The 24,923-nt window shown below is 35.0% G+C and carries 31 protein-coding genes and 1 pseudogene; 19 read left to right on the top strand and 13 right to left on the bottom strand.

The window, feature by feature from the left end:
* Positions 1-12: 12 nt before the first annotated feature.
* The 4 genes from BLQ56_RS06450 (at position 13) to BLQ56_RS06435 (ending at position 2,851) form a co-directional block, all read left to right on the top strand.
* On the top strand, positions 13-396 hold the full coding sequence (locus tag BLQ56_RS06450) for a UPF0738 family protein (protein WP_090851113.1): 384 nt from the start codon (positions 13-15) through the stop codon (positions 394-396).
* A gap of 81 nt (positions 397-477) precedes the next feature.
* Positions 478-1,113 (top strand): GTP diphosphokinase, encoded by a 636-nt coding sequence (gene yjbM / locus BLQ56_RS06445; protein WP_175490202.1) that lies wholly within the window; start codon positions 478-480, stop codon positions 1,111-1,113.
* A 28-nt stretch (positions 1,114-1,141) separates the two neighbouring features.
* Positions 1,142-1,936, top strand: coding sequence for an NAD kinase (locus BLQ56_RS06440; RefSeq protein WP_090851110.1), 795 nt, complete (start codon positions 1,142-1,144; stop codon positions 1,934-1,936).
* A gap of 18 nt (positions 1,937-1,954) precedes the next feature.
* Positions 1,955-2,851 (top strand): RluA family pseudouridine synthase, encoded by an 897-nt coding sequence (locus BLQ56_RS06435; RefSeq protein WP_386756441.1) that lies wholly within the window; start codon positions 1,955-1,957, stop codon positions 2,849-2,851.
* Here the strand turns inward: BLQ56_RS06435 and prpE are convergent.
* Together prpE and BLQ56_RS06425 are read right to left on the bottom strand one after the other, a co-directional pair.
* On the bottom strand, positions 2,848-3,585 hold the full coding sequence (gene prpE, locus BLQ56_RS06430) for a bis(5'-nucleosyl)-tetraphosphatase PrpE (protein ID WP_090851104.1): 738 nt from the start codon (positions 3,583-3,585) through the stop codon (positions 2,848-2,850). The genes BLQ56_RS06435 and prpE overlap by 4 nt on opposite strands.
* Before the next feature lie 143 nt (positions 3,586-3,728).
* The gene (locus BLQ56_RS06425) at positions 3,729-4,892 is read right to left on the bottom strand and encodes an FtsW/RodA/SpoVE family cell cycle protein (protein ID WP_090851101.1); all 1,164 of its coding nucleotides are present in this window, start codon (positions 4,890-4,892) and stop codon (positions 3,729-3,731) included.
* Between the two features lie 331 nt (positions 4,893-5,223).
* On the opposite strand from BLQ56_RS06425, the gene mgtE reads away from it, so the two are divergent.
* From mgtE to BLQ56_RS06400, 5 genes are all read left to right on the top strand, one after another.
* Positions 5,224-6,552, top strand: coding sequence for a magnesium transporter (gene mgtE, locus BLQ56_RS06420; protein ID WP_386756445.1), 1,329 nt, complete (start codon positions 5,224-5,226; stop codon positions 6,550-6,552).
* Between the two features lie 44 nt (positions 6,553-6,596).
* Positions 6,597-8,459, top strand: coding sequence for a monovalent cation:proton antiporter family protein (locus tag BLQ56_RS06415; RefSeq protein WP_090851095.1), 1,863 nt, complete (start codon positions 6,597-6,599; stop codon positions 8,457-8,459).
* A 340-nt stretch (positions 8,460-8,799) separates the two neighbouring features.
* A complete protein-coding gene (fabI, locus tag BLQ56_RS06410) occupies positions 8,800-9,573 on the top strand; it encodes an enoyl-ACP reductase FabI (protein ID WP_090851092.1) in 774 nt (257 codons plus the stop codon).
* 116 nt (positions 9,574-9,689) lie between these two features.
* Positions 9,690-10,370, top strand: a complete 681-nt coding sequence (locus BLQ56_RS06405) for an N-acetylmuramoyl-L-alanine amidase (protein WP_090851089.1) — start codon at positions 9,690-9,692, stop codon at positions 10,368-10,370.
* A 116-nt stretch (positions 10,371-10,486) separates the two neighbouring features.
* Complete coding sequence (locus BLQ56_RS06400) at positions 10,487-10,924, top strand: CotO family spore coat protein (RefSeq protein WP_090851086.1); 438 nt, start codon at positions 10,487-10,489, stop codon at positions 10,922-10,924.
* Positions 10,925-10,972: 48 nt separating this feature from the next.
* On the opposite strand, the gene BLQ56_RS06395 is transcribed toward BLQ56_RS06400, so the two are convergent.
* Positions 10,973-11,395 (bottom strand): CotY/CotZ family spore coat protein, encoded by a 423-nt coding sequence (locus BLQ56_RS06395; protein ID WP_090851083.1) that lies wholly within the window; start codon positions 11,393-11,395, stop codon positions 10,973-10,975.
* Between the two features lie 175 nt (positions 11,396-11,570).
* Positions 11,571-12,047, bottom strand: coding sequence for a CotY/CotZ family spore coat protein (locus BLQ56_RS06390; RefSeq protein ID WP_090851080.1), 477 nt, complete (start codon positions 12,045-12,047; stop codon positions 11,571-11,573).
* A gap of 247 nt (positions 12,048-12,294) precedes the next feature.
* Between BLQ56_RS06390 and BLQ56_RS06385 the strand changes: the two genes are divergently transcribed.
* Positions 12,295-12,540: a hypothetical protein gene (locus BLQ56_RS06385; RefSeq protein WP_090851077.1), complete on the top strand. Its 246-nt coding sequence runs from the start codon at positions 12,295-12,297 to the stop codon at positions 12,538-12,540.
* 98 nt (positions 12,541-12,638) lie between these two features.
* Here BLQ56_RS06385 and BLQ56_RS06380 read toward each other — a convergent pair whose 3' ends face one another.
* The 4 genes from BLQ56_RS06380 to BLQ56_RS23355 form a co-directional block, all read right to left on the bottom strand.
* On the bottom strand, positions 12,639-13,109 hold the full coding sequence (locus tag BLQ56_RS06380; protein ID WP_090851075.1) for a spore coat protein: 471 nt from the start codon (positions 13,107-13,109) through the stop codon (positions 12,639-12,641).
* Between the two features lie 92 nt (positions 13,110-13,201).
* The gene (locus tag BLQ56_RS23360; protein ID WP_175490201.1) at positions 13,202-13,507 is read right to left on the bottom strand and encodes a hypothetical protein; all 306 of its coding nucleotides are present in this window, start codon (positions 13,505-13,507) and stop codon (positions 13,202-13,204) included.
* A gap of 133 nt (positions 13,508-13,640) precedes the next feature.
* The gene (locus BLQ56_RS06370; RefSeq protein ID WP_238457189.1) at positions 13,641-14,066 is read right to left on the bottom strand and encodes a spore coat protein; all 426 of its coding nucleotides are present in this window, start codon (positions 14,064-14,066) and stop codon (positions 13,641-13,643) included.
* A gap of 113 nt (positions 14,067-14,179) precedes the next feature.
* Entirely contained in the window at positions 14,180-14,329 is a 150-nt protein-coding gene (locus BLQ56_RS23355; protein ID WP_175490200.1) for a hypothetical protein, read from the bottom strand.
* Between the two features lie 184 nt (positions 14,330-14,513).
* On the opposite strand from BLQ56_RS23355, the gene BLQ56_RS06365 reads away from it, so the two are divergent.
* The 6 genes and pseudogenes from BLQ56_RS06365 to spoVIF all read left to right on the top strand — a co-directional run bounded on the left by BLQ56_RS06365 (position 14,514) and on the right by spoVIF (position 17,615).
* On the top strand, positions 14,514-14,867 hold the full coding sequence (locus tag BLQ56_RS06365) for a DUF1360 domain-containing protein (RefSeq protein WP_090851069.1): 354 nt from the start codon (positions 14,514-14,516) through the stop codon (positions 14,865-14,867).
* Positions 14,868-15,251: 384 nt separating this feature from the next.
* A complete protein-coding gene (locus BLQ56_RS06360; protein WP_139163073.1) occupies positions 15,252-15,716 on the top strand; it encodes a YhcN/YlaJ family sporulation lipoprotein in 465 nt (154 codons plus the stop codon).
* Between the two features lie 83 nt (positions 15,717-15,799).
* On the top strand, positions 15,800-16,156 hold the full coding sequence (gene spoVAE / locus BLQ56_RS06355; protein WP_090851063.1) for a stage V sporulation protein AE: 357 nt from the start codon (positions 15,800-15,802) through the stop codon (positions 16,154-16,156).
* Between the two features lie 77 nt (positions 16,157-16,233).
* Positions 16,234-16,914, top strand: a pseudogene (locus BLQ56_RS06350) (DUF421 domain-containing protein); the annotation flags it as partial.
* 108 nt (positions 16,915-17,022) lie between these two features.
* Positions 17,023-17,256 (top strand): hypothetical protein, encoded by a 234-nt coding sequence (locus tag BLQ56_RS06345; RefSeq protein WP_090851060.1) that lies wholly within the window; start codon positions 17,023-17,025, stop codon positions 17,254-17,256.
* Between the two features lie 104 nt (positions 17,257-17,360).
* On the top strand, positions 17,361-17,615 hold the full coding sequence (spoVIF, locus tag BLQ56_RS06340) for a sporulation-specific transcription regulator SpoVIF (protein WP_090851058.1): 255 nt from the start codon (positions 17,361-17,363) through the stop codon (positions 17,613-17,615).
* Between the two features lie 62 nt (positions 17,616-17,677).
* Here the strand turns inward: spoVIF and BLQ56_RS06335 are convergent, their stop codons facing one another.
* A complete protein-coding gene (locus tag BLQ56_RS06335; protein WP_090851055.1) occupies positions 17,678-19,957 on the bottom strand; it encodes an ATP-dependent helicase in 2,280 nt (759 codons plus the stop codon).
* Positions 19,958-20,121: 164 nt separating this feature from the next.
* Between BLQ56_RS06335 and BLQ56_RS06330 the strand changes: the two genes are divergently transcribed.
* Entirely contained in the window at positions 20,122-20,361 is a 240-nt protein-coding gene (locus BLQ56_RS06330) for a hypothetical protein (RefSeq protein WP_090851052.1), read from the top strand.
* 15 nt (positions 20,362-20,376) lie between these two features.
* Here BLQ56_RS06330 and BLQ56_RS06325 read toward each other — a convergent pair whose 3' ends face one another.
* From BLQ56_RS06325 to BLQ56_RS06310, 4 genes are all read right to left on the bottom strand, one after another.
* Entirely contained in the window at positions 20,377-21,051 is a 675-nt protein-coding gene (locus BLQ56_RS06325) for a DUF421 domain-containing protein (RefSeq protein WP_090851049.1), read from the bottom strand.
* Between the two features lie 370 nt (positions 21,052-21,421).
* Positions 21,422-21,844 carry a GNAT family N-acetyltransferase gene (locus BLQ56_RS06320; protein WP_090851046.1) on the bottom strand — a complete coding sequence of 141 codons (423 nt, stop codon included), beginning with the start codon at positions 21,842-21,844 and terminating at the stop codon, positions 21,422-21,424.
* A gap of 7 nt (positions 21,845-21,851) precedes the next feature.
* Positions 21,852-22,367: a YjcG family protein gene (locus BLQ56_RS06315; RefSeq protein WP_090851042.1), complete on the bottom strand. Its 516-nt coding sequence runs from the start codon at positions 22,365-22,367 to the stop codon at positions 21,852-21,854.
* Positions 22,368-22,470: 103 nt separating this feature from the next.
* Positions 22,471-23,199 (bottom strand): alpha/beta hydrolase, encoded by a 729-nt coding sequence (locus BLQ56_RS06310; RefSeq protein WP_090851039.1) that lies wholly within the window; start codon positions 23,197-23,199, stop codon positions 22,471-22,473.
* A gap of 192 nt (positions 23,200-23,391) precedes the next feature.
* Here BLQ56_RS06310 and BLQ56_RS06305 point away from each other — a divergent pair, with 192 nt between their 5' ends.
* A complete protein-coding gene (locus tag BLQ56_RS06305; protein ID WP_090851037.1) occupies positions 23,392-24,174 on the top strand; it encodes an ABC transporter ATP-binding protein in 783 nt (260 codons plus the stop codon).
* Positions 24,161-24,913, top strand: a complete 753-nt coding sequence (locus tag BLQ56_RS06300) for an ABC transporter permease (RefSeq protein ID WP_090851034.1) — start codon at positions 24,161-24,163, stop codon at positions 24,911-24,913. Before BLQ56_RS06305 ends, BLQ56_RS06300 begins: the two co-directional genes overlap by 14 nt.
* Positions 24,914-24,923: the final 10 nt, after the last annotated feature.

Below are 24,923 nucleotides of genomic sequence, written 5' to 3'. Positions count from 1 at the left end.
GGAGATTGAAAGATGCAAAAAAAGATTGAAATCACAGAAATTAAATTAAATGGAGATAGATTTGAATTTTATACGTCGGAGAGTAGATTTGAACTCCATAATATAAAGGCGACCGGTCAGATGCTTGTTGATTCGGATGGGTTATCATTTATTTACATAATAGAAAATGAACAGGAATATCTGTATTTAAGCTTACCTGTAACTGTTTGGCCATCGTTGCAAGAGCTCTTGAATACGTCATATATGCCATTATTTATTACTCAAAATGATGAGGTAGAATTAGAAGGGATGAAAGACGAACTTTCTTATTTAATTAGTAATATTGAAGGTAATGCAAATTATGGAGAAGATATGGTTAAAAAGGTTGAAGAGCTTTTTCTAAACAAAACGATTTAAAAGGTAAGTTAATCAATCGTAGTCAGAATGTCTCCTATTAATAGGATCATCTGATATAGATAAAAGGGTGGAGTTTTGCAGGTGATTAAACATTGGGATCATTTCCTTGCTCCCTATGAGCAAGCTGTAGATGAGTTAAAGGTTAAACTTAAAGGAATGCGAACACAATTTGAAATGCAAGGTACTCACTCCCCAATTGAATTTGTAACTGGAAGAGTGAAGCCAATTGCTAGTATACTTGATAAGGCTAATAAAAAGAATATACCACTTGATAAGTTATCAGATGAAATGCAAGATATAGCAGGCCTTAGAATGATGTGTCAGTTTGTTGATGATATAAGAAGAGTTGTGGAACTACTAAGAAAGAGAAATGATTTTGAAATTATTGAAGAGAGAGACTACGTTTCTCAAAAGAAACATAGTGGATATCGTTCATACCATCTTGTGATTGGTTATCCAGTACAAGCGATTGATGGTGAAAAAAAGATATTAGTCGAAATTCAGATTAGGACGTTAGCCATGAACTTTTGGGCAACGATTGAACATTCATTAAATTATAAATATCATGGACGGTTTCCTAAAGATATCGAGTTACGCTTACAAAGAGCAGCGGAAGCAGCATTTCAATTAGATGAAGAAATGTCACAAATTCGTGTAGAAATACAAGAGGCACAAGCTGTTTTTTCAAGGAAAAAAGAGGGGAATAATTCAGAATAAAAGTCTAATAAAAGTTAGGGTGTATAGTATGAAATTTGCAGTAACTTCAAAAGGAGATCCAACCTCTAATACGTTAATGCAAAAGGTGAGAACTTATTTAGCAGATTTCGAAATGGAGTATGACGAAGATAAGCCTGATATTGTCATATCAATAGGTGGGGATGGTACTTTATTATATGCTTTTCATCGGTATAAAAGTAGGCTAAGTAAGACAGCTTTTGTAGGAGTCCATACAGGACATCTAGGCTTTTATGCTGATTGGGTTCCCTCTGAAATTGAGAAACTGGTGATAGCCATTGCAAAAACACCGTATCAAATTGTTGAATATCCTTTACTTGAGGTGATTATTCGTTATATCAATGGCAGTCGGGAGGCCCGTTACCTTGCTCTTAACGAATGCACAGTAAAATCAATCGAAGGGTCATTGGTAATGGATCTAGAAATAAAAGGTCAGTTATTTGAGACATTTAGAGGGGATGGACTTTGCATTTCAACTCCATCAGGAAGTACTGCTTACAACAAGGCATTAGGTGGTGCTATTCTGCATCCAGCTATTGAAGCAATTCAAGTAGCTGAGATGGCCTCGATCAATAATCGAGTTTTTCGAACAATCGGATCACCCTTAATTCTTCCTAATCATCACACATGTATGTTGAAGCCTGTGAATGATGTAGATTTTCAAATAACAATTGATCATTTGACATTACTACATAAAGATGTGAAGTCTATTCAATGTCGAGTAGCTGCAGAAAAAATACGATTTGCAAGATTCCGACCTTTTCCGTTTTGGAGAAGAGTTCGTGATTCATTTATTTCTGGGTAAGAAAAGGAGATGTACAGTTTGGCTCCTTTTACATTAGAGTGGAAGATCAAAGAAGATGAGTCTAATTATGAAATTAAGGAATTTCTAAAGATTAACCATGTATCAAAAATCGCTTTAACCGATATTAAATTTAAAGGCGGTTCCATCATAGTTAATAATGAGGTAAAAAATGTTAGGTATAAATTACAAGTAGGGGACCATTTAAAGGTTATTTTTCCGACTGAAGTTGCTAGTAGTGAAATGATTCCGACAAAGATCACTTTAAACATTGTATATGAGGATCAATATTTGTTAGTCATTAACAAACAACCCTATTTACCAACAATTCCTTCTAGAGACCATCCGACGAATAGCCTTGCTAATGGTTTATTGTATTACTATCAGCAAATTGGATTAAAAGCGACCACTCATATTGTCAATAGACTGGATCGTGATACATCAGGTTTATTAGTTGTAGCAAAATACCGGCATGTGCATCACCTATTTGTTGAGCAACAAAAGCAAGGGACATTAAAGCGTGAGTATGAAGCCATTACACATGGACAGATTCATACTCCTTCTGGTACCATAGATGCTCCAATAGGTAGAAATTCGGGTAGTATTATAGAACGAACGGTTCGCGATGATGGACAACCCGCGATTACTCATTATCAAATTATTCAAGTGTTATCTGAGAAAGATATGTCACATGTAGCCATTCAACTAGAGACAGGAAGAACACACCAGATTCGTGTCCACCTTACCTATGTTGGTCATCCTTTAGTCGGCGATGATTTATATGGTGGTTCAACAAAGGTTATGAAGCGACAAGCGTTACATTGTCGCCGTGTTTCATTTGTCCATCCAATAACAAATGAAAATCATTCCTTTACTGCGGAGTTACCAATTGATATGAAAAATTTACTGCTGTACTAATCAAATGAGCGAAACTTAGCTTCAATAAAAGGCATTGAGGAGGGCACAGAAACGGTTTCTTGTTCAGGATAGCGATATCCGGTAAGATGTCCTCCAAAAACAGCCCCAGTATCAACATTTACTGTATGATTAATCTTTCGTATCTGTTTTACTGGAGTATGTCCATATATTATCCAAGCTTGTCCTTTATAATGTTTAGCCCAATCCCTTCTTTCGGGAGTCCCATCAGGATTTGTTTTTCCCGTAATATCCCCATAAAGAACGAATGTTTTTACTCTTTTATCGTTTTTTCCAATTAATTCTTCAGGAATCCCTGCGTGTGCAATGATCAGTTGGCCATTATCTAACAAATGATAAAGGGGAGAAGATTCATATAACCAAATAAACTTCTTCTTGATCTCTTTTTGTTGCTGTTTAGAGAGCTCTTCATACTCTGCTACAGTGGTCTCTAATCCATGTGTAACTTGAACCTTTCTCCCAAGGAAATATCGGTATAACTTGTCACAATGATTACCAGGTGTATAGAAGCCAGCGCCTCTATTAACAATTTCGTATACGCTATTGATGACAGAAAGAGAATCTGGTCCACGATCTGTTAGATCCCCAACAAAAGCAAGTAGCCTTCCCTCTGGATGGAGTGGAATACCCGACTCCCATGAATACCCTAACATTTTTGTAAGTGTTAAAAATTCTTGATAACATCCATGTATATCACCTATTACATCAAATTTCACGAAAAACACCCTTTCTGCAGAATCTATCCTAGACACTAGATTGATCTCTAAGATTGTAGTTGTTTTCTTTTAAGTCAACAGCTTGTAATAAAGAAAGCCACCTTCCTGTATTATATGGAAGATGGCTTATTTCTACTTAAACTTTAATCAAACATAAATTTCTTTGTTCTTGAACGTACATTCAAAACAATCCCAATTGCAATCATATAGGTAGCAAGTGAACTACCACCATAACTAATAAAAGGCAATGGTAAACCAGTGATTGGAAGTAACCCAATTGTCATTCCAATGTTTTGAAAAACCTGGAAGGTAATCATACCGATGACTCCTGCACATAGATAGCTTCCAAACGGATCATGACTTTCAAGTGCTGTGTGAATCATTCGATAAATCAGTAGGAAAAATAACGAAATGACAATACTTGCACCCACAAAGCCAAATTGTTCGGAAAACACAGCAAATATAAAATCTGTATGTCCTTCTGGAAGAGTTACTTCTGAATTTTGATATCCTTTTCCTTTAAGTTCGCCAGAACCAATGGCGAGAAGGGAACGTAAAAGTTGAAATCCTTGACCACTCGAATATTCCTCAGGCTTTAACCAACCGTAGAAACGATTTAATTGATATTCCTTCATAATATAGGTGTGGAAAAAGTTAGGAAAAGCAAAATAAATATAGACGACTGTAGAAATAGATAATAAAGCAACAGATAAAAAGCTAAGGATGATCCGCCATTTAATACCAGAAACAATTAGTAATGATGCAACAATCGCAGAATATACCATGATCATTCCCATATCAGGCTGTTCTTTAAGTAAATAAAGTGGAGGGAGTGAAGTTAATGCTATTTTTCCTAGTAACAAAAAATCGTCCTTAACTGTATTGACCGGGTATTTTTCTCGATGGTCAGCAATAATCTTACTAAGTACAATAATCATAAAAATTTTCATCAATTCAGAAGGTTGGAAGGTACCACCAGGTATAGTATACCAACTCGTTGCACCTTTTGTTGTCGTCGTTCCGGGAATTTCGAAATACAAACCAAGTAATAAAAGCATGCCAAAACCATATAGATACCAAGAAATCATTTTAAACCGATCAAAATCTAATACCATAGTTCCAGCAACCGCAATAATACCTATTACATACCAGCGTAGTTGTAAGCCTATAAAATTAATATTTTGTAATTTTTCAGGTAGTGTTGGTTGTGCGCTTTTTAAGGCAACGCAGCTAACAATCGCCATAAGAAATAAGATGAAAACCATTGTATAATCAAACTTTTGTTGTAGACTAGTCTCCTTTTCCATATGCATTCCTTTCTATTTATAAAGGGCTATTATAAAAATGAACATTTTTAAATGAAATCATTTGAAATAAGGCTATTATCTTGAAACTTTGTTGTTTAGACATAAAACACGAAACCAGCCTTAAATTAAAACATAGTTAGTTATAAAGAATTCACAATTAACATATTAGCTTATTTTACTCGGTTTGCAAATCCTAATCCTTATTGTTTTTTCATTCCTTTTTAAGTAGCGACATTTTTCTTCATTTCTGATACGATATTCTTTGTGAAAGGGGGGGCAATTAATGGTTGATAAGAATGAACAAGAGATTCAGCTTCTTGAGGAAGAACTAATGATCAAAGCAATTACAGAAGATAATATGGAAGAACTACGTAACCAATTATTAGAATTACACCCTTATGATCAAGCAAAATTCTTCTCGAAACTATCTAAAGTGGAACGTACACAAATATATCATTATTTTTCACCTGAAGAAATGGCGTTAATTTTTGAAAATATTGAGATAGATGAAACTGAATATGAAGAATTCCTCTCTGAAATGCATCCCTCATTTGTAGCTACAATGTTATCTAGTATGTATGCTGACGATGCTGTTGATTTGCTTAATGAATTAGATAAGGAGCAGGTCGCTAGTTATTTAACGATAATGGAAGATGGTGCTGCAAGAGAAATTAAAGATCTTTTGCATTATGAAGAATACACAGCAGGAAGTATCATGACAACCGAATATATTGCTATTAAAGAATATCAAACGGTTCGTTCAGCCATGCAAATTCTAAAGGCGGAAGCACCCCGTGCTGAATCAATTTACTATGTATATGTTATTGATGAAGACAAAAGATTAGCGGGAGTTATATCTTTAAGAGATTTAATTGTAACTGAAGATGATACATTTATTTCAGAAATTATGTATGATCGTGTAATGTCTGTCTCAGTGAGTGAGGACCAAGAAGAAGTGGCAAGGAAAATGAAGGATTATAATTTTTTGGCTTTACCAGTTGTTGATTTTCAAAATCATTTATTAGGCATAATAACAGTAGATGATATTATTGATGTAATGGCTGAAGAAGCATCTGATGACTATTCAAAGCTAGCTGGGGTATCTGATATGGATGGGATTGATAAAGGACCTTTAGCTGCAGCTAAGAAGAGGCTACCTTGGTTAGTTATCCTGTTATTCCTGGGTATGTTAACCGCAAGTATTATTGGACGTTTTGAAGCAACCTTAGATCAAGTTGCTATTTTAGCTGTCTTTATACCTTTAATAGCTGGGATGGCAGGGAATACTGGTACTCAAGCACTTGCTGTTGCAGTTAGAGGAATTGCAACAGGAGATGTTGATAAAGAAAGTAGAGCAAAACTGATCCTTAGAGAGGCTGGCACAGGTGTAATTACTGGAACTTCATGTGGGTTCCTTGTTATTATGGTTGTATATGTTTGGAAAGGTGACATCTATTTAGGCATTTTAGTTGGGATTTCTATATTAATTACATTAATTGTTGCGACTCTTGCCGGAGCTCTTGTTCCTTTGTTAATGCACAAGTTGAATATAGATCCAGCAGTTGCGTCAGGTCCCTTTATTACTACAATTAATGACTTAATTAGCATATTAATTTATTTTGGATTGGCAACAGCCTTTATGCATTATTTAGTTCAGTAAGGGCTAGATGTTCATCTACAAAATAACAAAAGGAGGGAAAGCTAATGGAACACGGTCCTTCGGTTACGTCATTAGTTATTGTTTTAATTGTTGCGTTTCTAACGCCAATTTTATTGCACCGTTTACGTCTAAATATCATCCCAGTAGTGGTAGCTGAAATTATTATGGGATTAATTATAGGTAAAAGTGGGTTTGATATTGTTCATGAGGATATATGGCTTGAAACCCTTTCAATGCTCGGGTTTATCTTTTTAATGTTTCTAAGTGGTCTAGAAATTGATTTCTCGGCCTTTTCAAGGAAAAAGAAGAAGGAAAAATTACCGAATGGTCTAGATGCACCGAACGCGTTTCTTGTATCTTCCATCGTTTTTGCCGGTATATTTGCCATTTCACTAATGCTATCCTATATTTTTGTTTGGACAGGATTTATTGATAATGCCTTTTTAATGACATTAATTATTTCCACGATTTCTTTAGGGGTTGTCGTACCTACTCTAAAAGATGCACAAATTATGAAATCGAACATTGGACAGATTATTTTATTAATAGCTGTTATCGCAGATTTAGTCACGATGATCTTACTTGCAGTCTTTGCCTCCATCTATGGAGAAGGTCAAAATAATATGTGGCTACTTTTACTTTTGTTTGCAGGTGGGGTTTTACTATATTTATTAGGTCGTTATTTCAAGAATCAATCGTTCTTGGAGGCAATGTCAAAAGGAACCATTCAAATTGGAACAAGAGCAGTTTTTACATTAATTATTGTTCTTGTGGCTTTATCCGAATCAGTTGGAGCTGAAAACATTCTAGGAGCATTCCTAGCTGGAGTACTTGTCTCACTATTAGCCCCTAATTCTGATTTGGTTCACAAGTTAGATTCTTTTGGTTATGGTTTTCTTATTCCAATTTTCTTTGTGATGGTTGGGGTTCAACTTGATATATGGCAATTGTTTGATGACCCGAAAATACTTATTCTTATACCATTGTTGTTCTTGGCACTAGTGATTTCAAAGGTGCTTCCAATAATGTACTTAAAGAAATGGTATGATTGGCGAAGAATCTTAGCTGCAGGTTCTTTATTAACTTCAACTTTATCTCTTGTTATTGCTGCAGCAACAATCGGTGAGAGAATGGGAATTATTGATTCAAGAATGTCAGGTGCACTTATATTAGTTGCTGTAATAACCAGTATTGTTACACCGATTGGTTTTAAGAAGCTCTATCCTAAGTCAAAAGTGGAAGAACCGAAGATTAAAGTAACATTTATCGGTGCAAACCAAATGACAATGCCTGTCACAAGGGAACTTAATCCTACACTGTATGAAACAACCTTAATTCATACGACCCAAGAGAAGATTGAAAAAGTAATTGCTGATTCTTTGTTTAACATTGTAGAGGTAAGTGATTATTCAATTGATAATTTAAAAGACAAAAAAGTATTTGATGTTGACTTATTAGTTATTACAACTGGTGATGATGCGAGAAACTTTGATTTGGCCATATTCGCTAAAGAATATGGAGTGAACCGAGTGATTGCAAGAATCGAATCGCCAGAACTTGGAGAATCTTTAAAAGACCAGCAGGTCGAAGTTTTCTCTGTGTTATTGTCTACCCAAACATTATTAAGGGCATTTGTTGAGTCACCAAGTCTAATTCATATCTTGACAAACCAAGAAACTTCTTTATATCAAATCAATATGAATAATTACACGTATGATGGAATCATGCTCCGAAATTTCCCATTTACAGGAGATATCATCTTTGTAAGAATCTTCCGTGGAAAAGATTCAATTGTTCCACACGGAGATACAGAACTGAAAATGGGTGACCGATTAGTTGTTACAGGAACCCGTGAGTATGTGGATGAACTAAAGAGAGAAATGGAATTTGTTGGAGGTACGATTTAATTACAAGAGGACCTGTTTGTGAGCAGGTCCTCTTTTTTAAAGGGTATTTTCTATAATTAAATTTGGTATAGCTCGTTGATTGGAACGGAAGGTATGTGACTCCTGCGGGATGCGCAGGAAGGATGAGACCCCACAGGAGCTTGGCGACGATAGGTTCATCCCTGCACCAAGGAAAGCACATACCTGGAGTGCAAATCAACCTAACCTAGTCAAATAGCAACAACGGTTGCGAAAACAGCCTTTTTTTAAAAAAGGGATTAGATTTTTAATATAGGTATGTTATAATCTTTTTAAGACTAGGTACTAATAACTTGTAATAATAAATAGGAGGACATAAATCATGTCATTATCGTTAAAAGATAGAACATATGTAGTAATGGGAGTAGCAAACAAACGAAGCATCGCTTGGGGAATTGCAAGATCACTTCATGAAGCGGGTGCACGTTTAGTGTTTACATACGCAGGGGAAAGATTGGAAAAAAGTGTCCGAGATCTTGCCGATTCCCTCGAAGGAAATGAGAGCCTCGTTCTTCCTTGCGACGTGACAAATGATGCTGATATAGACAAATGCTTTTCTGAAATCAAAGAAAAAGTTGGAGTTATTCACGGAATAGCTCACTGTATCGCATTTGCAAACAAAGAAGAGCTTGATGGTGATTACATGAACACCACACGAGAGGGCTTTATGCTAGCTCATAATATAAGTTCATATTCGCTAACGGCCGTTGCAAAGGCGAGTAAGGATGTTATGTCTGAAGATGCAAGTATAGTAACTTTAACTTACTTAGGTGGGGAAAGAGTATTACCAAATTACAATGTAATGGGTGTGGCAAAGGCTTCGCTTGAAGCTAGTGTAAAATACTTAGCAAGTGATTTAGGCAAATTTGGAATCCGTGTTAATTCCATTTCAGCGGGACCAATTAGAACTCTTTCAGCAAAAGGAATTAGTGACTTCAATGTCATTCTTAAAACAATAGAAGAAAAAGCACCACTTCGCCGCACAACTACGCAAGAAGAAGTTGGTGATACAGCGGTATTCTTGTTTAGTAATATGTCTAGAGGAATAACAGGAGAAAACATCCATGTAGATTCTGGATATCATATTTTAGGATAAGAGGTTGAGGAGAGAGCTCATATGAGTTCTCTTTTTTTTGACTTTTGATGATAAAAGGTGTTCCTTTTTATGAAAACTTTCCTATATATTATGTGAAGTTATAAGGAGGTCAAAATATGAAGATTATTATTGATGCAGGACATGGCTATCAAACTGCAGGAAAACGCTCGAAGAATGGCATGAAAGAATATGAGTTTAATCGCAAGGTGGCGATGTTTGTACAGGAATTATTTCTGGATTACTCGGGCCTATCCTTGTATTTTGTTCACAGTGATCAAAGAGATATTCCTCTTAAGGAAAGAGTTAATAAGGCAAACCAACTAAAGGCAGATCTATATATTTCAATACATGCTAATGCATTTGGGTCAGGTGAATGGAATAGTGCAAACGGTATTGAAACGTTTATTTTTTCTTCTCGTCCAAAGGAAGCTCTCGATTTAGCGATAAGTGTACAGAAGCAATTAATTCTTAAAACAAATCGTAAAGATAGAGGGGTGAAGGCTGCAGATTATTATGTATTAAGAGAAACAGCAATGACAGCAATATTATGTGAGTGTGGTTTTATGACCAATAAAGAAGAAGCTCAACTATTGATGACTGAATCTTATCAGAGGAAATGTGCGGAAGCAATTGTGTTCGGTGTAAGTTCTTTTTATGGAATAAAAAAAGTACAACAGTTTAAGGCGCGATATTCTGTTCAAGTAGGAGCATTTCAGATGAAAAAAGGTGCTGAAACACTAAAAGAAGAATTAATCTCTAAAGGATTTGATGCCATTGTCATAGAAAAGTCTCTTTAGAGTAAAAAATAGAGAACAATTCTCTCCCTTATGTAATCCTAATTCATTATACACAAAATAATATGTTGGGCATAAAATAATTAAGGTTATTCATAAGAAAAGAGGAGGAGTTATCAATGCCTAAAAATAAGGTTTCATCACAAGAAAAGCCGGTGTTGTTTATTAATCAGGTGAAAAGCGACTGGCAGACGAAACAGCAAAGCTACATTATTAAAAAAGCTAATGTACAACAATCCTTGAGTGAACCATCTGTAGATGTAAAAGTTCCAGTAGTTGAAAGCCGTGAGGTCCCTATTCCAGAAGAAGTAGTAAAACAACAACCAAAGAAAAATAGAATTACAGCTATGAGCATAGAAGAAAAAATTAATTATTTGGTAAGTGTTCCAAATAATATACCGAAAATTCTTTGTGAGTTTACAACTTCAGAAGAAAGTTATAAGGGCATTGTTGTTTCCTTCGAGGATGGGGTTATTGGTTTAAGGACAACGTCACGATCAGATATCGTAAAAGTACCTATCCAACATTTGAAGAGTGTCAATGTTCTTGGTTTTTAAAGAGAGAGCAGCCATCATTTATGATGGTTGCTCTTTTATTGATCCAGTTTAGTTTGTAACTAAACGTGGGCTTAAGCATTGAATTGCACAGAAGCAAGTTAAGTCTACTTCAATACAGTAATCTGTTTTTTCTAGTCCAGTTACATCGCAAACCTTTTCCTTACAGTCACAGTCAATCGCTTCTGTTGGTTGTAGTAATGAAAGTGTAGCGCAGCAATCGTTACGAATTGTTTCAACTCTAAAGAATACAGTCTCAAAGCAATCTCCTGCTTCCAATTGTCCTACGTTACCGAATGCTTTAAATAAGTCTCCACACTTGTTTGTTAGCATGAATGGGATTGTATCTCCAAGGTTTGCTACTGGTGATAATAAGTTTTCATAGCAGCTTGTTGGGCAGCAATCCTCAACAGCATCTTGTAAATCTGCAATATTCTGTACTGCATCACATACACAGTTTAAATCTTTACTCATTTTATTCGCCTCTCCCTGTCTTGTAATTTTTAATGTGTTATGACCTATCGTCTTTAATAGAATATAAGAGTACAAGTTAATTAGTGTTGGGTATATGTCCTAAATTGTAGAAAATAGGCGACTCTAACAAAAAAATGGACGACTGGAAACTCAGTCATCCACTTTCTTACCTTAATTAATAACGATGCTTATGAGATTTTACATCTAAAGCACGATCAACTAATGAAGGTGATAAACATTGGATTGCACAGAAGCAATCTAAGTCTACTTCAATACAGAAGTCCGTTCTTTCAAGTCCAAACAATTCATCATCACATGGTGAACATACGTTAATTGTTTCTCCTGCAGCATCATATGTTCTTAATAATGATAATGTTGCACAGCATCCTCTTAGTTTTTCAACTCTAAAGAAGATTGTTTCGAAGCAAAGATTGTCGTCTGCAAATCCGCCTACATTACCGAATGCTTTAAATAAGTCTCCTTTTTTTCCAGTTAAAACGAACGGAATTGTATCACCTACAAAGTTAACTGGTGATAGTAGATTTTCAAAACAACTTGTAGGACATCTATCTTCTACAGCCTCTTGTGCATCTAAAATTTGTTGTACGGCATCGCATACACAACCGTTTTTATGACCTTTTCCACAGCCCATTAATTTTCATCTCCTTATTAATGATTTGACTTTTCTAGTCCCTAATAGAGTATGAAAATATAAAGGATTGGTGTGGGTGATTGTCCTGAGTAAATGATATTAGGCATGAAAATTAGAATAATAAATGGTTGAAAATCTTTAAATTATGTCATGAAAAGGTGTGCATGATAAGGAAACAGCCTATACCTTCTTTTGGTTTGAGCATACAATAGACCGATTAGACTTTTAACTATAGGAGGGTATAAGAGTGGCAAAACGTAAACCTAAAGAAATACATGTTGATAAGATTATTATTCATGCAGGTGAGGTAATTATTGTTGATGACAGCAAGAAAGACGGACGTTGGGATCCGTGGCTTGGAAGAGTTCAACAAGATGATGTGGATGTTGACGTGGAAGTAAATGCAGTAGCTGGTGATGATGTAGAGGTAGATGTAGATGTGGACGTTGATTCTGACGACACACCACCACGTAGACCGTTTTCTTGGATATAAGGATATTAAAATAAAAAGGATTTCCTTAAGGGGAATCCTTTTTTAATTATCATAAACAATAAAAAAAAGCAGAGAAAATTCTCTGCCGTTTTGTGTGCTTATAGAATGTCAAGTTGGGCAACTAAGGCCACAAGTATTTGAAGCAATACTTGAAGTGAAACAGCTACGTCAGTATCAGTTGTTTTAACTTTGACGCATCTAGAATTCTTAATAATTAATTCTTGGAAGTTACCTTGCTTGATTTTAGAAGTTTGAAGTAAATCCTGTGTTACCTTTTCTGCTTGTGCACTATCTGCAATTGTAATGCTGATTACAATGGCAATTGCTACTTGTAATGCTGCTTGTAAGGATACAGCAACCTGAGTATCAGTTGTTGTTACCTCAATATCATAAGAGTCTTTTATAATGATGACTTCCTCTGAATCTTGTTTAACTTTATTCACTTGATCAGCCTCTTGCTCAACTAATGAGTCCTCAGTTGGTGATTCGAATGTTTCAAATTCTGTAGTAGGATGTTCCATTGTTTCGTCAAGAGCCTGCCATTTATACGCTTTAGGTTTTTCTGCCATGTCTTGTTCCTCCTTTCTGTTATATTTTATTAGATGTTTGAAGTGGTTAATTTGTATAGGACAATGTCCTGTGTTTTTCGCACATTTTTTGGTTAGCTTTGTTTTTTATTTCGAATGATCTCTCTTAGTGTTGTTTTCTTAGCAAGAGGTTCTAATGCTTCTTTAACTTCTTCCTCAGAAGCCTCTGCAGTATTACCAGCTAGGAAATCGTCTACTTGTTTTTTTAAATCTTCAACAACCGATTTTATTTTTTGTTTTTGATCTTCTGAAAGACTATGAGTAGTTTCTTTAGATACATTATTTTTCTTGAACACATCAGAAACAAAAACCTCCATTAGTGTTGAAGAAAGTTCTGTTAATTTTTCTTTATTTTGACCCACTGTATTCACCTCTTTCACTAAAAGTCTCCATATATAACTATTCATAAGTGTAGGTTTAGTAAGGGACATTGACCTATTTTTTATAAAACAGTAGAAAATGGGTGAAATTCATAAATAGAGAGCATCAAAAAGATGCTCTCTATCATAAATGTTACAGAATATCGATCTGTGCGACTAAAGCTACAAGGATTTGTAGCAAGACTTGAATTGATACAGCAACATCTGTATCAGTTGTCTTTACTTTTACCTTTTTAGAACCTTCAATTACTAATTTTTGTTTGTTAGATTGTTTTGTTTGTGTTCCTTGTAACAATTGTTGGGTAACAGACTCTGCCTGCGCTTCGTCTGCAATTGTGATACTAATAACGATAGCAATCGCTACTTGTAGTGCAGCCTGTATAGCTACAGCCACCTGGGTATCTGTTGTTTCTACTTCTATATCACATGAATTGATAATATGAATAGATTCATATGATTGTTGAGTTGTTTTATTAACTTGATTAGCATCCTGAAGTACGGCTGCTTCTTCTGTTGAGTCACAGCAGTGATCAAATGGACTTACTTTATCTTTACTCAATTTAACTCCTCCTTTCGGTATACTTCTATTTAATGCATTGAAAGAGAATTTGTAAGGGACATTTATCCCCGGTCAAACGCACATTTTGGATAAAAGAAATAGAAAATAATTAACTATAAGTTTTTCTGTAGCTCTTTAGTTAGCTTCTGTAACTCACTTTTAAATAACTTCTTTCTTGAGGCTACTCGTTTTTTTTCAAGTAGGCTGTTCATTGATTGCTCTAAGATCTTATTTGATACTTCTGTTAATAGGTCTCGTTTCATCTAACATCACCTCCTACTTAACAATATTCATCAATAGTTAAGTACGAGAGGGCTGTCCACCCATATTGAGAAAAACAAACGATTGTATCAGATAATTTGCCCCTACATGAGGGACTAAAGAGGAAATCCAACCAATATAATGAAAGTGAATAAGGAGAAATACGGTTAAAGGGGATGGAAACAATTGATTAATAGCTGGCTAGATTTTATCCTACTTGGTTTCGCAAGCTTCAGGCTTACACGACTCATTGTCTTCGATCTGATTACTGAATTCATACGTCGACCCTTTATCAAAGAAATTGAGGAAATGGATGATACAGGGCAAATCAGTACTTATATAGAAATAAAAGGATCGGGTTTACGTGCATGGATAGGTGAGTTGTTATCATGTTTTTGGTGTACAGGCGTTTGGTGTTCTGCAATCATCTATTTATCGTGGCTTTTCTATTATGAATTCACTGGGCCTGTTATTATCATTTTAGCAATTGCTGGATTTGCAGCGATTATCGAGTTACTGGTCAGCAAATTTATGGATTAAAGTCTATTGTAGATACATATTGGAACAACCGTAATAGCCAAATCATACCCTATTATGACAATGAACATGGAGGAATGATGAATGGATAAAAAGCAAAATAACTTATCCTCTGAAACAAAAGAGACACCTAAACCGAATAAGTTAAGTAGAAGAAAACGGAAAAAAGGCTGCGGGTGTGGCAAAAAAAGAAGATAGGACAAAAAACAGGCAATTTTGCTTGTTTTTTCTTTTGAAAAAAATGGTAAAAATAGTTAGACATATTTTTTATCAAAATACTTATCATAATAATGTAATATAACTCAATCTCTTCCAAATTATTTCACAGACAATTTTAGGGATTGTGTTTTTTATGGAATTATACTAATTATTGATTGGATTGGTGTTATGACTAAGAAATCTTTTCTAGTGGTCGTTTTAGTGATTTTGTTTATAAGTGCTTGTGCAAATCAAGAGAACCAAGGAAGTAGTAGTAATCATTTAGAAGAGATGAATACACTCCAAACTAGGTCATCTGGAATGAAAGAACAAGAAATAGCTAAGGAAGCTGAGAGAGAAATTTTATCTTATAAAGAAGTTGTTGATGTTGTAGCAGTGAACAACAAGGACAAGCTCTTAGTTGGGTTCAAAATCAAACAATTTTCAAAGTTCAAGACAAAAGATATTGAAGCTAAAATTAACAAAAAGTTAAAAGAGGAATTTCCAAATTATGAAACGAATGCAGCAAGTGATTTGAAAATATTTATAGAAACTATAAAAATTAAAAAAGAGATATTAGAAGGTACAATAAATCAAAAAGATCTTGATAAGAGAATGGGGAAAATTATTAAACTAAGTAAAGAACAAACCTAGCTGGTGAATCAGGTTTAAAATGTATACAACAAAAGAGGTTGACGATACCAAAGATGGTTCTAATGGAAATGGAGGTAAATAAAATGTTGCAATCTTTTTTTTGGGCGTTTGTTGTTGGAGGGGCCATATGTGTGATTGGACAAGTAATGTTTGATGTTTTTAAACTCACACCAGCACATACACTCAGTAGTTTAGTTGTTGCGGGTGCAATTCTTGATGGTTTTGGACTATATGAACCATTAATCGCTTTTGCAGGTGCAGGTGCTACCATTCCAATTACGAGCTTCGGAAATTCGCTAGTCCACGGGGCACTTCAAGAAGCTGAGAAGCATGGAATCATTGGTGTTCTTACTGGTATGTTTGAAGTGACTAGTTCAGGGATCTCTGCTGCCATTATTTTCGGGTTTATTGGTGCTCTATTCTTCAAGCCAAAAGGATAGTAACAAACTGTTTAGGTGTTGAATCAACAACCCGAATGAAGGAATGATTCTTGGATGAGATGACGGAGGTGTTCACCATTCCTGCTTGGTTAGAAGTTACAATTAGATCGGTCTGTATTATTATTGGATTATTTGTTATTACCAAACTGCTAGGAAAAAAACAACTCTCGAAGCTCTCGTTTTTTGAATATGTAGCCGGAATTACCATTGGTGATATTGCAGGAACTTTATCTATGGATGCTGAGTTACAATTATCCAGTGGTATTATTAGTATTCTGATTTGGTCATTAGTCCCCTTCATCATATCCTTTTTTTCCATTCGTTCTAAGAAATTTCAAGAGTTTATAGAAGGTAAACCGACTGTATTTATAAAAGAAGGAAAAGTGATGGAAGGTAATTTACGAAAAGAAAAGTTCACAGCTGAGGAATTACTCTCACAGCTTCGTAAGAGCCGTGTGTTTCAACTATCTGATATTGAGTATGCTTTACTTGAACCATGTGGAAATTTAAGCTATTTATTAAAACGAGAAAAGCAACCACTTACATATGGAGATCTTCATCAATATGTTCCTTCATTTAGAGAACCAAAATCAGTTGTAATTGATGGTGAAATTATGGACGAGCCATTAATTTCAATCGGATTAAACCGTGGGTGGTTGTTGGAAGAACTTGAAAAAAAAGGGTTAAGCAGTAAGGAAGTCTTTTTGGCACAAATTGATAGTAACGGTGAAATGAAAATCGACTTATATAATGATAAATAAAGATTCCCACCTCATTTAGAGGCTGGGAAATTTTTTATTTATTTTACACGCAGCAATTAACTCCATCATAGAAATAAGGTAATGGAATGAAATGAGGGATTTTATATGCATATGAAAAGACTTAATAAAGAAGTAGAACAATTTTTTAATGATCATTATAAAGAGCATGAGGAACTTAAAGCAGAAATAGAAAAGTGGGTTTCAAAAACAGATAAAGAATTAACAAATCTTAATCAAAAGTCCTCTAGTTTTGAAAAGGATTTTGAAAATCGTTTTGAAAGAGTAAATCAGTGGCTAGGAAAAAAACAAGTGGAACTTGAAAGAAAATTTAATGAGTAAAAGAAAACTAAAAAACACAATAAATGTTTTGCAATGTTAATATTTGGTCTCACGTTTTATCCTTTCTGTCATAAGATATAACAGATTGTAAGGAGGCTGAAAAAATGGATAATAATTTATTTAAAAATATCGAGAAGAAAACAGGGGTCAACATGAAGGATGTACTTGAACTTGCTAATTCTGTTCAAAATGCGAATTTCAAGGATGAAAAGACAGTACGTTCCATCGTGAAAAAAGTAAGTCAAATCGCGAATAAGCCTGTTCCAAAGCAAATGGAAGATAAAATTGTAAATTCAATCGTAAGTGGAGATCAAAAGCTTGATTTTGGTACAATTTCACAAATGTTGAATAAAAAATAATACAGAATTAAAAAATGCCTGGTCCACTAAGTGGATCAGGTATTTAAATTATCAACCTCGTATTAAAGAAACTCTTTAATAAATCTAGAAGGGTGTGAAATTTTATTTCGTCGCATTTCTGGAACAGAAATTGTAAGTGACTCCTCTGCACGAGTCATTGCTACATAAAGTAAACGTCGTTCCTCTTCAAGCGGTTCATTTTCTCCATTTCTTAGAGACTCTAGTGCAAAGTCATGTGGAATACTACCATCTACAGTACCGATAATATATACGTGTTTAAATTCAAGTCCTTTAGAGCGATGAATTGTTAATAACTGAACAGCATCAGTATAGTGCTTACTAATCTGTTTCATTTCTTTATTCATGGCAACCATATGTGACACATGATCTAACAGCTCTTGAACATGTTTGAATTTTTTTGCAACTACTTTAAGGTCTCTAATATCGTCAGATCCTTTTTCAATTGTATTGCCTTCATTTCCATTCTTTTTAACATATTCAGCAAAGCCCATTTCCCTTTCAATCATCTCAATTGCGGTTATCGGTGATGTGCTCTTTAAACGTGAAAACATCGGGACAATTTTTCGCAATTTCTTTTGCTGAAAGGGCTGAATATTCGTTATCTTTTCCAAAGCTTGTATCATCGAACAATCCTCAAGGATACTAATTGCTTTTAAATCATTCATTACATTTTGTTTTAAAAACAAAGAGGAAAGGACATGTCCCAAAGCATCAGTGTCATTTGGGTCCTTACTTAAGTGTAAGTACGCTAATAATCCTCGAACAATTCTACGATTGTAGAATGAATCACTATCTTGTTCTAGCTTAAACGGCAGATTTGATTGTGCAAGTCTTTCGAACATTGCTCTTGAGGCAGTATGTGTTCGATAGAGGATAGCGAAGTCAGAGGGAGCAGCCCCATCTTTAATCTTCTCTTTTATATCTGTTACAATCATTGTCGCTTCTTCTTCTTCATTGTAAGGAAAAAAGAAAAAAGGAGCTTGTCCATTATTGAAGGAGGCATTCATCTTCTTTTCTCTTCTTCGAAGATTACGAGTGATAATTCTGTTAGCTGATGCCACAATCATATGGGAAGATCTGTAGTTTTGTGAAAGAGTCACAATTCTAGCATTTGGGTAATCCTTCTCAAATTCAAGCATAAATGTAGGGTCACTACCTCTAAATGCATAAATGGATTGGTCGTCATCACCGACTACACAAAGATTCTTCGTCGTGTGTGATAGAAGTTTAATGGTTTCATATTGGACTTTATTAATGTCCTGAAATTCATCAATTAGAAAATGGGTAAACCGCTCTTGATATCGCTTTAATAGGTCAGGTTGTTCTAGGAATAAGTGGTAGCAGCCAACCAGCATATCATCAAAATCAAATAATCCATATTCTTTCTTCCTATTTTCGTAATAACGGTATAAAAATAAAACCCGTTCTTCCCATTGATCCTTTGGTTTTATAAGTTCTGGAGGAAGAAGGGTGTTTTTCCAATACCCAATTAATTGAAGCGCCTGATCAAATGCAAATTCTTTTTCATCTAATGTCAATTCCCTAGCCGCTTCTTTAATAATCTTCTCCTTTTGATAATCCCACTTCAACAAGTTAGTACTTTTCCATCTGTATGGTTCATGGTGCATCACAATTTTATAAAAGATACTATGGAAGGTTCCTGTTACAAGAGAATGAATTTGTTGAGGTGTTAATCCAGCAACCTTGATTAATCGTTCTTTCATCTCAATTGCTGACTTTGAAGTAAAGGTAACAAGCATGATGTTTTTTGGTTCAATCATTTGTTCCTTTATTAAAAAGGCAGTCCTTGATGTTAGCACTCTTGTCTTTCCACTTCCTGCACCAGCAATAATTAATAATGGTCCATCTGTTGCAGTAACGGCATTATATTGTGATGAATCAAGATTCAAATTGAGAAATTCTTGATTAGGTAGGGCAGATTTAGAATAGGGTGGAAGCCTGTTAATTGATTTCGGTTCCTTCCAGTTAATGGACTTTTCAATTGTTGCAGTTGATTGGATTGCTCTGGACTTAGGAATGTTAAATCCATTGTGCTCTATGGATGTTGTTGGTTCAACTGTTACCTTTTTAATAGGTTGATAAGTTGTCTCCATGTATTCAGAGCAAGTAGTCGAGTTTATGTTAGATTGTTGATGAAAAAAGTGGGGACGATCATGTATCCCTAGATAAAGCTTAACAAAATCACCACAATGACCACAGGTTATCTTACTATGAATCCCTGCTTCATAGATGATTTGATATTCATCTCTAGGTACTCCCTTTAAATCAATCACTTGACCGTTTAAGATTGCTTTTTGCATGGAAAATCTCCTTAAAATTGAGTCAAATCTTATCATAACAAAACTCGAGAGGTAGGAGAAGTATATTGACTACATACCAAAATATGGTTGTTAAAATGGTTATCAGTGGAAGGGTTGCCAATTAAGGGATATAATGGATATATAATCAGGGAGGCGATTTATAAATGGGTTATATTATGCCAGTCAATCATGACCAATATACACAATATGCAAATCGACAATTACCTGTAAAAAAGGATCCTTTGGAATTAACTCCAATAAAAAAGACTACTTTAACTTCTGCGTTTGTAAAAAAAGAACATGAATACGCATTAGAAAAGCAGTCATTGAATGTAAAGAATCAAAACAACAAATTACTTTCTGAACTAACAGGAAAAGGTCATGTCATTAATGAATGGATCTAAAGTAAAAGGAGAGGGCTATGCCTTTTGGGCATAAAAACCTTCTCCTTCTTTCCATTCTGCATATATAATTTCTTTATAAGTACCAACGTCCAATGTTTTCATTTGATCTTGAAGCCAATTTTCATCATATCCAATACTTTTCACATTTTCCCAAATCACTTCACCATCACTAATTAAACAAATCGGAAGCTTAATTAGTGGACCTTCTATATTTAAATCTTTCCTTGTAGGTTGTGAATATGGCGCCTTTTTTAAAACACTTATGCTTCCATCATTTTCTAATATGGCGTATTCTACTTCACGCATGGAAAACGCACCTTTACCTCGCAGTAGGTGTTGAAGTTGATTAAGATCTAGCTTTGACTTTTTTAACGCATCACGATCTATTTGTCCTTTATGTATAACAATTTTTGGAGTGCCTTCAAGGAAAGTACGACTCCTTCGGAACTTCTGCGTAATTATTTCAATGCAAAAGATTAAAGACCCCCATAATACAACTGCAAAAACGATTTGAAAAATCCCGGTTTCTTTATCATATACAGCATTCCCAACAAGTTCACCTAAGATGAGTGCTGATATAAAATCAAATGGGGTTATTTGAGTTATTTGTGTTTTCCCCATGATTTTTGTAATAATCAATAAACTAACAAATCCAACAATCAAATCAGTAGCTATCCTAACAAATTCCATCTCATCACCATCCATTATTATAGGATGAGCAGTGGCACGGGATTTTATGAATATTATTAGGTGATCGTTTGAAAATACAGCTGTTTTCTATATAGTGTTGCTTTTAAAGCCGCAGGCTGAATACACTTCGCGTCCGGCGGGTGACCAGTGAGCCTCCCCGTCGCTACTACTCCTGTGGGGTCTCACTTTGGCCACTGTTCCCGCAGGAGTCTACGTGTATTCAGCCTGCTTATAATTACCATTTCAATGTTTTATGTTGAAAAGTACATAGTTATAACAATCACTGCTTTGTCTATGAAAAAAAGCACATCAATTGTTGAATTGATATGCTAATTCGTATTTCTCCGAATTAAAGGGCATTCTTGTTTTCTTAAAATTGCTTTATCATTGTAACGTGAGGAATTCCGGCATCCATAAAGACTTCAGATACTGTATGATAGCCAAGATGTTGATAAAATGCTTCAGCATGTGTTTGGGCATTTAATTTCAATTTATTCAATTTTTCTGTTTTTGCAAGTTCCTCGATCTTATTCATAATCAATTTTCCAGCACCTAATTTACGATGTGATTGAAGAACACATATTCTTTCTGCTTTACCTATTCCATCAACGATACGAAAACGACCAGCACCCACAGGATGTTCTTTGTCATAAAGAACCACGTGTTTAGCCGTGTCTTCAAATTCATCAATTTCTAATTCCTCAGGTACTTCTTGTTCTTTTACGAACACTTCCCGGCGAACGAGATATGCGTCTTCTAATTCTTGATAGTTTTTTACTTCTATTACGTTCATTTTTAGTCTAGCAGTCCTTTCCGAGTTGGAATGTTTCATATACTGTCCATGATCCGTTTTCTAATTGATATAAGAGGTGAAAACGATCAATCGTTTCTTTATGTTGAACTTTTGACATTCTCAATTGTCCTAAAACATCTGAATGTTCGTCATCTGATAAGCTTTGACCGATTGTTATATGTGGGACAAATTGATAGTCAGAATTGTCATGAAAAAATCCAGAATTAAGTGCAGAATGCAAATTTAAAAGTTCTGAGTTAAGTTCTATCTTTAAATAAATCACATTATTAACCGGATAAAAAGAGCTCACTTTTACAATGTTTAATGGAATAGAAGAATGGTTCTTTGAAATATCATGTAATTTATCTGTAATGGTCTTTAGTTCTTCATTTTCTGCTTCAAAAGGGTTTTTCAATGTAATGTGTGGCGGAATCAATGCATAATGCGGATCATAACGCATACGATAAGAGTTTGCAAGATCTTGAAGTTCTTTTGAAGGAAAGAAAGCGATGCCATATTTCATTGTAGGTTCCTCCTTATAGATAGGTGATCTGATTAATGATAAATTTATTATACCAAACCTTTTAAGTCGTTAATACAAAGATGTCATTTTCTTGAAGTAGATTTTAGAAAGTAAGCATCTTATACAAGATCCTTTTGAGGGAAGGTTGCCAATATTTCCATGTATGGTCTCCTTCATCCTCCTTGTAATCATAAATATAGTGCCTCTGTTCAAATGCTTCATGAAGTAATCGATTTGTGTAAACAAAATTCTCTGATGTACCATCTGTAATCTTGACATTTGTTTCATTTAGGCCAACCATTTGATAAATTTCAATAAGATGTGGTTGTGAAAAATTCTGTACCTCCGTTAATATTTCTTCGTTTACAAAGGGTGATTGGAGAATTACTTTACCAAAAGTGTTTGGATAGGATAAAGCAGTAAGTAAAGAAACAGAAGCTCCTAGAGATTCTCCAATCAGAATTCTTCCAGCTCCTATTTGAAAAGTAGGAAATGTTTCATCGAGTACTGCGACAAGTTCTTCTCCCAAAAAACGAATATATTGTTTATGCAACTCTCCTTGAGGATGATATTTGCTCCATCGTTCTTGAACATTATTATAAGGAAGTCCGATAATGATTATAGGATTGATATCACCGCTTTGAAGGAGGTCATCAACAATCGTTGATATCTTTCCCAGGTTAAAATAATCTTGACCATCTTGGGCGATTAATAGCTGATGCTTGGACAACGGAGAATAATTCCTTGGCAGATAAACCATCACTTCAATGTCTTCACCAAGAAAACGGCTAGTGACAATGAGTTCTTGCATGGTTCCTTTGTTGTCATTCATTTTGTTTCCTCCATATTCAAAGAGATAATATATATGTATTTACAAAGTTCTATCCATTATAACTTAAACATTTAGCGTTTGTTTATTCAAACATTTAAGTAAAGGATTGACTTTATTAACATACTATATATAATTAATAATATTAATCCGATAAAACAAATGAGAATTATATGAAAGCAGGTGGATCAGGAAGTGTTTTTACAATTCACTGATGTTTCTAAACAATATACAAATCAAAATGTAGTAAGTGATGTATTACGAAATATAAATGTGTCTGTCAATGAGGGTGAATTTGTCTCAATTCTTGGTCCTTCGGGGTGTGGGAAATCAACCTTATTATCGATGGTTGCCGGCTTAGTTAAACCTACCACAGGCGAAATTCTTCTTCAAGGGAACCCGATAAAAAAGCCTGGTAAAGAACGAGGGATGGTATTCCAGCAAGCTGCATTATTCCCTTGGTTATCTGTGGAAGAAAACGTCATGTTTCCACTTAAAAAGGAAATTGGCAAAAAAGAAGCAATTGAAGTAGCTCACAAGTACTTATCAATGGTTCAACTAGGTAATTATTTAAAGCATTCACCCCATGAATTATCAGGTGGGATGCAACAACGAGTAGCGATAGCAAGGGCTTTAGCCATGAATCCTACCGTGTTACTTATGGATGAGCCGTTTGGTGCACTTGATGAACAAACAAGGTCCCGATTACACATAGAACTTGAAAAAATTTGGCTTGAAACAAAAAAGACGATTCTTTTTGTCACACATAGTATAAAAGAATCAATTATGTTATCAGACCGCATTTTAGTAATGGGTACTAGACCAGGAATTATACTAGAAGATATTAAAGTGGAAATTCCGCGTCCGAGAGCAACAGCACGTGAGGAAATCATGGAACTAGAAACAAAGATTTCGAATTTGTTAGAAAAAGAAATAGAAAAAGTAGTGAAAGAGGAATTAGCATATGCGAGCAATTAAAAGAATCGCTTTCTTTGCAAGTCTTCTTATTATATGGGAGGTAGCAGTCAGAGTTAGTGGTGTTTCCGAATCTTTGATGCCAGCTGCTTCAAGAGTATTTGAAGAACTTTATATTGGATTCTCTGATATGACTCTAGTATATGACTTGCAAGCAAGCTTTAAACGATTATTCATTGGACTTGGTATCGGTGTATTAATTGGTGCATCACTAGGTGTACTGTTAGCAAAGTCAAAAACTGCCGATGAAACTCTAGGGATGCTTGTACTCGCTCTTCAGAGTGTACCAAGTATTGTCTGGTTACCAATTGCAATTATGTGGTTTGGTATGAATGAAATCTCAGTTATATTTATCATTGTTCTTGGTGCCACTTTTGTAATGACCATTAATATGAGAATGGGAATCAAAAACGTAAATCCACTATATATTAAGGCAGCACAAACGATGGGGTCAACAGGGCTAGATTTATTTGTAAGAGTCATATTCCCAGCTTCAATTCCTTATGCAGTAACAGGGCTGAAGTTAGCATGGGCATTTGCATGGAGAGCATTGATGGCAGGGGAATTATTAAGTACTGGACCTGGACTAGGTTATACATTACGATTTGCTTCTGACTTTGGGAACATGTCATTAGTTATCGGTGTCATGATTATAATCGGTACGGTTGGTTCAATTATGGATTTACTCGTATTCCAACGAATCGAGAGAAATATTATTAAACGTTGGGGCTTAGAAAACTAACAAAACAAAT

This window comes from Litchfieldia salsa (genome assembly GCF_900104555.1).
In the GTDB taxonomy this organism is placed as follows: domain Bacteria; phylum Bacillota; class Bacilli; order Bacillales; family Bacillaceae_L; genus Litchfieldia; species Litchfieldia salsa.
Note: the sequence above shows the minus strand (reverse complement) of the source record. Positions and strands in the feature narration are given on the sequence as shown.

Excerpts from the sequence above, each read along its gene's own strand:
- BLQ56_RS06450 (WP_090851113.1), top strand. The coding sequence starts at position 13 with ATGCAAAAAAAGATTGAAATCACAGAAATTAAATTAAATGGAGATAGA.
- BLQ56_RS06440 (WP_090851110.1), top strand. The coding sequence starts at position 1,142 with ATGAAATTTGCAGTAACTTCAAAAGGAGATCCAACCTCTAATACGTTA.
- BLQ56_RS06425 (WP_090851101.1), bottom strand. The coding sequence starts at position 4,892 with ATGGAAAAGGAGACTAGTCTACAACAAAAGTTTGATTATACAATGGTT.
- mgtE (WP_386756445.1), top strand. The coding sequence starts at position 5,224 with ATGATCAAAGCAATTACAGAAGATAATATGGAAGAACTACGTAACCAA.
- BLQ56_RS06415 (WP_090851095.1), top strand. The coding sequence starts at position 6,597 with ATGGAACACGGTCCTTCGGTTACGTCATTAGTTATTGTTTTAATTGTT.
- fabI (WP_090851092.1), top strand. The coding sequence starts at position 8,800 with ATGTCATTATCGTTAAAAGATAGAACATATGTAGTAATGGGAGTAGCA.
- BLQ56_RS06405 (WP_090851089.1), top strand. The coding sequence starts at position 9,690 with ATGAAGATTATTATTGATGCAGGACATGGCTATCAAACTGCAGGAAAA.
- BLQ56_RS06400 (WP_090851086.1), top strand. The coding sequence starts at position 10,487 with ATGCCTAAAAATAAGGTTTCATCACAAGAAAAGCCGGTGTTGTTTATT.
- BLQ56_RS06395 (WP_090851083.1), bottom strand. The coding sequence starts at position 11,395 with ATGAGTAAAGATTTAAACTGTGTATGTGATGCAGTACAGAATATTGCA.
- BLQ56_RS06390 (WP_090851080.1), bottom strand. The coding sequence starts at position 12,047 with ATGGGCTGTGGAAAAGGTCATAAAAACGGTTGTGTATGCGATGCCGTA.
- BLQ56_RS06380 (WP_090851075.1), bottom strand. The coding sequence starts at position 13,109 with ATGGCAGAAAAACCTAAAGCGTATAAATGGCAGGCTCTTGACGAAACA.
- BLQ56_RS23355 (WP_175490200.1), bottom strand. The coding sequence starts at position 14,329 with ATGAAACGAGACCTATTAACAGAAGTATCAAATAAGATCTTAGAGCAA.
- BLQ56_RS06360 (WP_139163073.1), top strand. The coding sequence starts at position 15,252 with ATGACTAAGAAATCTTTTCTAGTGGTCGTTTTAGTGATTTTGTTTATA.
- spoVAE (WP_090851063.1), top strand. The coding sequence starts at position 15,800 with ATGTTGCAATCTTTTTTTTGGGCGTTTGTTGTTGGAGGGGCCATATGT.
- BLQ56_RS06345 (WP_090851060.1), top strand. The coding sequence starts at position 17,023 with ATGCATATGAAAAGACTTAATAAAGAAGTAGAACAATTTTTTAATGAT.
- spoVIF (WP_090851058.1), top strand. The coding sequence starts at position 17,361 with ATGGATAATAATTTATTTAAAAATATCGAGAAGAAAACAGGGGTCAAC.
- BLQ56_RS06335 (WP_090851055.1), bottom strand. The coding sequence starts at position 19,957 with ATGCAAAAAGCAATCTTAAACGGTCAAGTGATTGATTTAAAGGGAGTA.
- BLQ56_RS06330 (WP_090851052.1), top strand. The coding sequence starts at position 20,122 with ATGGGTTATATTATGCCAGTCAATCATGACCAATATACACAATATGCA.
- BLQ56_RS06325 (WP_090851049.1), bottom strand. The coding sequence starts at position 21,051 with ATGGAATTTGTTAGGATAGCTACTGATTTGATTGTTGGATTTGTTAGT.
- BLQ56_RS06320 (WP_090851046.1), bottom strand. The coding sequence starts at position 21,844 with ATGAACGTAATAGAAGTAAAAAACTATCAAGAATTAGAAGACGCATAT.
- BLQ56_RS06315 (WP_090851042.1), bottom strand. The coding sequence starts at position 22,367 with ATGAAATATGGCATCGCTTTCTTTCCTTCAAAAGAACTTCAAGATCTT.
- BLQ56_RS06310 (WP_090851039.1), bottom strand. The coding sequence starts at position 23,199 with ATGAATGACAACAAAGGAACCATGCAAGAACTCATTGTCACTAGCCGT.
- BLQ56_RS06300 (WP_090851034.1), top strand. The coding sequence starts at position 24,161 with ATGCGAGCAATTAAAAGAATCGCTTTCTTTGCAAGTCTTCTTATTATA.